Source organism: Cyanobacteriota bacterium (genome assembly GCA_025054735.1).
Classification (GTDB): Bacteria; Cyanobacteriota; Cyanobacteriia; order SKYG9; family SKYG9; genus SKYG9.
The window spans coordinates 1-8,239 of the sequence record JANWZG010000154.1; the positions used below are offsets into that span (position 1 = coordinate 1).

Sequence of the window (8,239 nt, forward strand, 5' to 3'; positions counted from 1 at the left end):
GATCGAGCTGGCATCCCCCGCGATCGGGTGCACTTAGATTACCAAGCCGTAGACACAGTTACCAATTTTACAGTAATGGCAAGGATTTTTACTGAGCAAAATATCCATAGTGTCTATCTAATCACATCGGACTATCACATGCGTCGTGCCCGTGTTATTGGTGCGATCGTCTTTGGTAGCCGTAACATTCATATCCATCCCGTGATCGTTCCCTCGCGCCGTGACCCAGAGCCAATCAGCAAAGCCGTTCGCGATGGCTTGCGCGCCCTTGTTTGGCTTTTCACAGGCTATACAGGAACCCTAGCGCCTTAATAGCGTTGTGCTACACCTCAACAGCAAATAGTACCATGCTAGAGTGAAATAGTACCATGCTAAATTGGAGATTGTAGTATCCACAGAGCACTAGACTGTCGCTACTACTACCTCTATCTACGTCCGCACTACTTATCCATGTCTTCATTACTACCGAGCTGCCAGAATTTGCAAGCTAACGTTGAAACGCTTTTAGAGCTACTCAACCAACAGGTCAGTCTTCGAGGTTACGACACCACTGCCATCCAAGCTTCCCTACGCAAAGCGATTTCTCCTTCCTTTGAAGTTGTATTTGCAGGTGCTTTTAGTGCTGGAAAGTCTATGCTGATCAATGCCTTGCTGGAGCGAGAGTTACTCTACAGCGCTGAAGGTCACGCCACCGGTACCGAATGCTATATCACCTATGCAGAGCCTGGAAACGAGCAGGTCGTCCTCACCTTCCTCAGTGAGCAAGAAATTCAAGAACAGGCCAAAGCCCTCTGTAACCGCCTAGGTATTGAAACTACGGCTGCAACTCGTCCAGAGGTGATGGAAATGCTGACCCACAAGTGCCAGGAAATCATTGATCGCGAGGGTGGCAAAGATAAATCTGAACGGGCTAAGGATGCTAATGCTCTAAAGCTACTGCTAGAGGGTTTCCAGGCGAACAAAGAGCGCATTCATCCTACAGAAAATCGCACCTTTTCCATGCAACAGTTCAACATCACTAACCTAGAGGAAGCCGCTCGCTATGCCCGTCGTGGCAATAATAGTGCCGTCCTACGCAAAATTCACTACTATTGCAACCATCCCCTGCTGCAAGATGGCAACGTGCTAGTGGATACGCCAGGGATTGATGCTCCCGTGGAAAAGGATGCGGAACTTACCTTTACTAAAGTGCAACATCCTGATACCTCTGCTGTGGTTTGTGTAATGAAAACCGCCTCTGCAGGAGACCCCACTAAGGAAGAAACTCGCCTAATGCAGCTAACCCGCGATAATCCCGGTGTGCGCGATCGCCTGTTTTATGTCTTTAACCGGGTAGATGAAACCTGGTATAACGCTCAACTCCGGCAGCGCCTGGAACAGTTCATTAACAATGATTTTCGTAACACTGATCGCAGTCGCCTGTTCAAAGCTAGTGGCTTGTTAGGGTTCTATGGTAGCCAAATTCAGAACACTAGCTTGGAGACTCGCTTTGGGCTGGATACCGTCTTTGCTGAAAGCATCAAAGGCTTAGGTGGACAGGAAGAAACTCCTCAGTTTGTCAACGCTTTTTTGAATTATTGCCTTACCTCCCAGAAGCTTGACCCCATCAAGTTTCCCCTGCCGCCAGAGATATTGACTGATCGCACCAATAATGAGAAATACGTTCGCATTCTCCGTTCCCTAGGCCCTGCTATCATTGACCAACTCCTGCTAGACAGCGGCATCAACGAATTTCGCCAGAGCATTACCCAATACCTTACTACAGAAAAGCGACCCCAGCTATTTGCTAACTTAGCCGACGATGTACAGCCTCTATGCATTGCGTTGCGCCGGGTTTACATCCAAGCGTGGCAAGAGGTAGAGAGCCAACCCCAAGATATTGAAGCCATTAAGGAACAGGAACTCAAGCAACTGAACCTAGAGCTAAAGCGGGTTGGGGATCAGTTGCAGCAGCACATTGAGGCGCTGGTGAATGAAGCTGTTGCTAGCGATCGCAATACCCTCCTAGAGCGCGATTTCCTCAAGCTGAAGGCCAGCCTAGTCAGTGAGATGGACTCACTGCTGAATACCTTCTCCGTGGCAGAGGTGTATAAACGTGCCCAAGCTAGCCATAAACGTAACTCCGTGGTACCATTGCTGGCTGTGTTGGCAGAAGCATTTTACTACCTAGCAAACGGACTGGAGGATGTGCTGGTAGCTACTGCTCAAGATGTGATCAGCAATTTCTTCACCTACGTTATTGAACAAGTCCAGCAACAGGATTACTATCGCAACCTCTATCGCCTGCTGGGTAATGATGCGGGCATTGAGCAAACCCTAAATCGCCTGCGTAACGAGGCAATCGCTGCCATTATCAATGAAGCCCAGACCGAGTGCGATCGCTACGTGCGAGAGCGCCCTGAATTCTACACCGAAGGCACCGTTTCCATTTGGCAATTGCGGTCAACCCTGCAACAAGCTTGTCGAGGCTACGACTACCAAAACATGATCGATGCCGAACCTGCCATTCGCCAACTGCTGCGCCTAGACTTTGAGCAAAAGGTGAAGGAAACTGTCATGCGTACCTTCCGGCAAACCATTAACCAAACTATCAATACCCCCCTGTTAGAGGGTGCAGTTGAGTTGGCAGATACTATCCTCAAGCAGTATGACCAAGCCCGTGCCTACCTAGCCCGTACCCTTGATCGCGAGGCCCAAGACCGCATCCGTACTTACCAAGCTCGCAAACAAGAGTTACAGGCTAGCATTGACCAGTTCAACCAAGCTGTCAAAGGTATTAACGCTTGCCTAGAGGCCATGAACCTAGACCGGAAGCGTTTACCTCTAATTGCCGAGGCCGACTTGGTGATTGTGCCGCCAGAGCCAGTACCCAGTCTCGAAACAGAAGTAATAGCCGAACCAACACCAACATCTGACAGCACTGCTAGCCAGCCTGAAGTTCTGCCTGACCGAGGATCATGACTACCCTTAGCCAACCCCTAAAGCTAGACTTAAGTCATATTCATTTCACCGACGGCTGATTCTATCAGCTTTGCAGCCGTAATCCTAGCGTGGTCTTAGAACGTGATGCCCAAGGAGTGTCAATCATTATCTCCCCGTAGGCAGTGAAGGTGGTAGCCGGGAATTAGAACTGGGAACTGATTTAAGTCCTGGAATCGCAAAACCAAGCTGGGGGTTGTGTCTAGTTCCTCAACACTGTTTAAGTTGCCGAGAGGGGGCGATCGTTCACCCGATGCAGCTTGAGTAGAAAGTTCCTGCTGGGATGCCCTGACTCCAAAACAACGCCACAAATTTCCCCTATTGCCCAGTACGATGCTGTGCAGAGTTTCGCCAGTTTCTCAGCTCCAGCGGAGACACACCACTCTTGTAGAATATAGGGTATAAATCACTATCTCCTAGGCAGTTATTGTGATGTTGCTAAACACTCAGCTCCTTCTCAACACTTGGCAGCCTGCCCATTGGGATGACTTTGTTGGCCTCGCTGATGACCCAGCCACCACCAAGCTGAAAAGCTACTATCACAACGGCCAGATGAGATTTGAACCCATGTCTACTGGATCTGATCATTCCAAAGACCATGCCACAATCATTCTGGCAGTTGGACTATTCGCAGCCTTGCGGGATATTCCTACTAATGGGCATGACGGTTGTTCTTACCGCAAAGCTGGGGTTGCAGAGTTTCAACCGGATATTTCCTACTACATTGGTGAGACAGCCGACGCTATTCCTTGGGGAACGAGGGTCATTGACCTCACCCAATATCCCCTGCCCAGTTTGGTGATTGAAATTTCCGATACCTCCTTGCCGGATGATTTGGGGGCAAAACGGTTGCAATATGAGGAGTTGGAAATTCCAGAATATTGGATTGTGGATGTGCAGGCTATGCAAATTCTAGCCTTTGCTGTGGCCGCCGATCGCAGTATTCGCCGAATTCGAGAGTCCCAAGTTCTCCCTGGCTTGCAGCTAGAGATTTTGGAGCAAGCCCTCCAGCGCAGTCGGCACGAGAATCAGTCGGCAACTACAGCTTGGTTGATGGCACAGTTCCGGGGGTTAGGGGTGGATGCTTGAACGTTAGCGTATGAAGCAAAAAAAGGGTATCAGGGGAAGATTTTCAGGTCAAGCAGTTGTGTCTTCTAGCCCAAAGAACTGCGCTCTCCCTAGTAGCTATGGGTAGTTTTGGCAGTAATCTCCTATGATAGATTGTATAAATAAAATTGGAGAGTACCTAAGCATCCAACAACCCCTGAACTGAGCTGACCATGACAGATAGCCCTAAAGCTTTATTACCAATACCGGCTAGCCTTACACAGTTAACATCGTTTCTAGGAACACCTAAGAAAGCCACCAAACTTAACCCAGACGATGTCCTGTGCAAGCACTCTGGGAGCAGTTTCGGTGACCTTTCTCGAACATTTATGGTCGATGAACTCCTCAACGTACTGGTATCTTGTATTCCTGCATGTGGGCAATTTAAGGGCCAAGTCCTTTTGTCTGAGGGCATTCCAGTCAACATAACCTCAGGAGGTCAGAGCATTAGGGGGTTATTGAAGCTAGAACTAGAGTTTTATCCCGAAGAGATAGAGACGATTGAAATTCTCTCGCCAGAAGCTTCTGGGTCACAACCGGAGACTCCTGAATTAAAACTAAAGACACTGAACTTTCGTGAGTTTTTCTCTAAGTTTAGTTATTCTTACTTCTCCAGTGGTTTCTTTCCCCGTGTCGAAGGCGTTCCTGTGAATATGCTGAGGCCAGGAAGTTCTGGCTGGCAAGCAGGTGTAGTCAGACTCGACTTGAAGTTCTATCCTGACAGCACCCAGACAGAGTTACTAGGATCATCCCTAGATGAGATTCGCAAGCTGGCGATCGCGGACACCTGATAGTGTGGTGGAGTTAGTAAGGGGGTATGTAGGGCTATGGCATTTAGTGACTTTCAGACTGGTGCAGATGTACAGTAGTGATGTGGCGGTCGGTGTCAAGCCTTTTCTGTCGCACAATTATGACTCAATATGACTCAAGATGTAATGGATCAAAATGACTTGAATCATGGCTGAAATCATGGCTAAGGAACCCCGGATCAAAATTCCACCTGAGGTTCGCCAGTATGTTCTAGACCGAGATGGGTACCGTTGTCAAACCTGTGGAGCTGACAGCGATTTGACGATCGACCACATCATTCCCCTAGCGCAGGGCGGCCAAAATGATCTCAGTAATTTTCGCACGCTGTGTCGCATTTGTAACTCGCGCAAGGGTAAAGCGATCAACCCAGATGCTCGGCGCTACTATAGACTTTGAAACCCTTTGAAACCCCTTGAAACACTTTGAACACCCTAGCACACGGCATCTGCGTCATGCCGATGGAGCAAACCAGGGAAAATGCTGCTGGAGGACGGCCCAGCGAGTACAGTCCCAATAGTCCGTATGGGAAACAATGAGGTTATCAGCATTTAGACATAGCTCGCTGCGGCCACTGATGGTAATGCGGGGCTTCCAGGGTAGAGGGCTGGTCCAACTCAGGGTCCAGCGGGTTTCGATGCGATCGTCAGTTTGGCGAATCTCATGCAATGCCAGGTGAATGTCCAAAAACCAGCGAGCCATCCAGCTAATCATCTGTTGATATCGCTGCAAGCCCTGAAATTGGGTCATGGGATCCTTAAACACCACATCGGGAGCATAGAGGCTATAGGTCTGGTGGTGAGGAAACCGCTGGTAGTCTTGCTTAATGGCATCAAGAATGGTTGTCATAGGAGGGCGTGATCAAAAACGCTGCATTAACTGTTGTTTCAAGCGGGCTGGATCCCCATGATCCACAACTCGCCCCTGTTCCAATAAAAAGGCACCGTCACAGTAGTCCAACTCGTTTAGGCGGTGAGTTACCCACAGGGCAGTGATCCCCTTAGTATCCACCAGTTGGCGCACCTGTTGCACTAGGTCTGTTTGGCTGTCTGGATCTAATAGTGCCGTTGGTTCATCTAGCAACAACACATCACAGCGACGGGCAATCGCCCCTGCGATCGCCACCCGCTGCTTTTGTCCGCCACTGAGGGCATAGATAGGGCGCTGTTGCAGATGGGCTAGATTGACGGCTGCTAGGGCTTCTTCTACCCGCTGGCGCACCTGCTGCAGAGACAACCGCTCGGCCACTAAGCCAAAGGCCACATCTGCCCCGACCGTCGGCATCACAAGCTGATGATCAGGGTTTTGAAACACAAAGCCTACGGGTTGGGCTACGGTTATTTCCCCCGCTTGACAGGGTAACAAGCCTGCCAATAGTTGCAGCAAGGTAGATTTGCCACTGCCATTGGTGCCTAGCAGCATCCAAAACTCACCCTTGGGCACTGTTAAACAACAGTTTTGCAAGACGGGCTGATGATCTTGCCATCGAAACCAGAGGTTATTGACTGCGATCGCGGCTGCATCCATAACCTACTCTGCAAACACAAAGCCTGGAGGTCTACCCGAACCAGTTGATGTACTGGATTTCTCTGAAATTTGCACCGCTGCAATTTCACTGCTAATGACGCTAACTTTCTTACCCACTTGTTGATCACAGGTTAGCTCTAGCACATTGGCATCCGTGGATTTCATGGCTGTTAATAGACTTTGATACAGCCCTTCCGCCTCCTCTGCGGATTTTTTCTGCACGGACAGGGACACGGGTGTGTTTTTTAGGGTCACATCAATCATGAACATGGGTACTTCTCGAAAATCTCGCGGTTTATGGTTCTACTGTTTCTAGTATCCAACTGATTGCCCTTTCGTGGGAAAATATGCCTGACTCTCTAATCTCTGTAGGTTTGCCATGCCATTGACTGAGACCTCATCTACAAACGGCTTTGACCTCAAACGCTATCTGGCCGATCGCAAAGACCAAGTTGAGGCAGCCCTAGAACAGTCGATCGCAGTCGTCTATCCAGAGATTATCTACGAATCCATGCGCTATTCTCTACTGGCTGGAGGCAAGCGTCTGCGTCCTATTCTGTGTCTGGCCACTTGTGAACTATTCGGCGGCACTATTGCTATGGCTATGCCTACAGCCTGTGCCTTAGAAATGATCCATACAATGTCATTGATCCATGATGACTTACCCGCTATGGACAATGATGATTACCGTCGGGGTAAACTGACCAACCACAAGGTCTACGGCGACGATATAGCTATCCTAGCGGGGTATGGACTGTTGGCCTATGCTTTTGAATTTGTAGCCACACGAACCCAAAATGTTCCGCCAGAGCGAATTGTCAGAGTTATTGCCTACCTGGGCAAAGCAGTGAGTGCAGCAGGGTTAGTCGGTGGCCAAGTGGTGGATTTGCAATCGGAAGGGAAGACAGATGTTACGTTAGAGACGCTGCACTTTATCCATATGCATAAAACGGCGGCTCTGTTAGAGGCTAGTGTCACCTCTGGCGCGACATTGGCAGGAGCATCGGATGACGATTTGAACAGAATGCGTAACTATGCCCAAGCGATCGGGCTAGCCTTTCAGATTATTGATGACATTTTAGACATTACCGCTACCCAAGAGGAACTGGGCAAAACTGCTGGCAAAGATCTGCAAGCTCAAAAAGTTACCTATCCCAGTTTGCTGGGGCTAGAAGCATCTCGACAGGAGGCCGATCGTCTAGTCGAGGCTGCTAAAGCCGAATTAAGGGAGTACGGTGAAAAGGCATTGCCCCTAGTGGCGCTAGCGGAGTTTATCACGGCCCGCAAACACTAACGTTTCCCTTAATCTCCATGCGTCAAGCCCTCAAATTGCTGTTGCCTGCAACCGTTAGAGACTATTTTCGTGACATTCAGTTTCGTCTTAGCATCCTAGAAACCTTGGTAGATACTTTGATTGAGAGTCCTGTGTATAGGGCATCAGATGCGGCAGGGTTCAACGGACAACTAGGAAGGAAACAGCTATTTCAGAGCATTGTCACCACCTGTGGAATTGAGGCGATCGTTGAAACAGGCACATGGATTGGCAACACTACGGGCTACATGGCAGAAACTACCCAATTACCTGTCTATAGCTCAGAGGTTAACCCTCGGTTTTATCGGATTGCCCAACAACGGCTAGCTGCCTTTGCCAACATTCATCTGGCACAGTTAGACTCCCGCCAATTCCTTCACCAAGTCAGTACATTGAACCTGGTCAATCAGTGTGTATTCTTTTACCTAGATAGCCACTGGTATAACGATCTGCCCTTACGAGAGGAAATTGTCTTAATTGCCAGTCGTTGGCAACGGTTTGTGATTA

10 protein-coding genes are annotated in these 8,239 nt (G+C 49.2%); 7 read left to right on the forward strand and 3 right to left on the reverse strand.

Features of this window, described 5'->3' with window-relative positions:
* From NZ772_09075 to NZ772_09095, 5 genes are all read left to right on the forward strand, one after another.
* Positions 1 to 312 (forward strand): YdcF family protein (locus NZ772_09075; protein ID MCS6813703.1); only part of this gene is annotated, 312 nt, incomplete at its 5' end.
* Between the two features lie 138 nt (positions 313 to 450).
* Positions 451 to 2,961: a dynamin family protein gene (locus NZ772_09080; protein MCS6813704.1), complete on the forward strand. Its 2,511-nt coding sequence runs from the start codon at positions 451 to 453 to the stop codon at positions 2,959 to 2,961.
* A gap of 447 nt (positions 2,962 to 3,408) precedes the next feature.
* Positions 3,409 to 4,068, forward strand: coding sequence for a Uma2 family endonuclease (locus tag NZ772_09085; protein ID MCS6813705.1), 660 nt, complete (start codon positions 3,409 to 3,411; stop codon positions 4,066 to 4,068).
* Between the two features lie 191 nt (positions 4,069 to 4,259).
* Complete coding sequence (locus NZ772_09090; protein ID MCS6813706.1) at positions 4,260 to 4,877, forward strand: hypothetical protein; 618 nt, start codon at positions 4,260 to 4,262, stop codon at positions 4,875 to 4,877.
* A gap of 178 nt (positions 4,878 to 5,055) precedes the next feature.
* Positions 5,056 to 5,292, forward strand: coding sequence for an HNH endonuclease (locus tag NZ772_09095; protein MCS6813707.1), 237 nt, complete (start codon positions 5,056 to 5,058; stop codon positions 5,290 to 5,292).
* A 54-nt stretch (positions 5,293 to 5,346) separates the two neighbouring features.
* Here the strand turns inward: NZ772_09095 and NZ772_09100 are convergent, their stop codons facing one another.
* From NZ772_09100 to NZ772_09110, 3 genes are read right to left on the reverse strand one after another with little or no spacing between them, the layout of a single operon-like run.
* Positions 5,347 to 5,742 carry a DUF2358 domain-containing protein gene (locus NZ772_09100; GenBank protein MCS6813708.1) on the reverse strand — a complete coding sequence of 132 codons (396 nt, stop codon included), beginning with the start codon at positions 5,740 to 5,742 and terminating at the stop codon, positions 5,347 to 5,349.
* Between the two features lie 12 nt (positions 5,743 to 5,754).
* The gene (locus tag NZ772_09105) at positions 5,755 to 6,420 is read right to left on the reverse strand and encodes an energy-coupling factor ABC transporter ATP-binding protein (GenBank protein ID MCS6813709.1); all 666 of its coding nucleotides are present in this window, start codon (positions 6,418 to 6,420) and stop codon (positions 5,755 to 5,757) included.
* A gap of 3 nt (positions 6,421 to 6,423) precedes the next feature.
* A complete protein-coding gene (locus NZ772_09110; GenBank protein ID MCS6813710.1) occupies positions 6,424 to 6,690 on the reverse strand; it encodes a hypothetical protein in 267 nt (88 codons plus the stop codon).
* 109 nt (positions 6,691 to 6,799) lie between these two features.
* Here NZ772_09110 and NZ772_09115 point away from each other — a divergent pair, with 109 nt between their 5' ends.
* Positions 6,800 to 7,714 carry a polyprenyl synthetase family protein gene (locus NZ772_09115; protein MCS6813711.1) on the forward strand — a complete coding sequence of 305 codons (915 nt, stop codon included), beginning with the start codon at positions 6,800 to 6,802 and terminating at the stop codon, positions 7,712 to 7,714.
* A 17-nt stretch (positions 7,715 to 7,731) separates the two neighbouring features.
* A partial coding sequence (locus tag NZ772_09120) for a hypothetical protein (protein ID MCS6813712.1) occupies positions 7,732 to 8,239 on the forward strand: 508 nt, incomplete at its 3' end.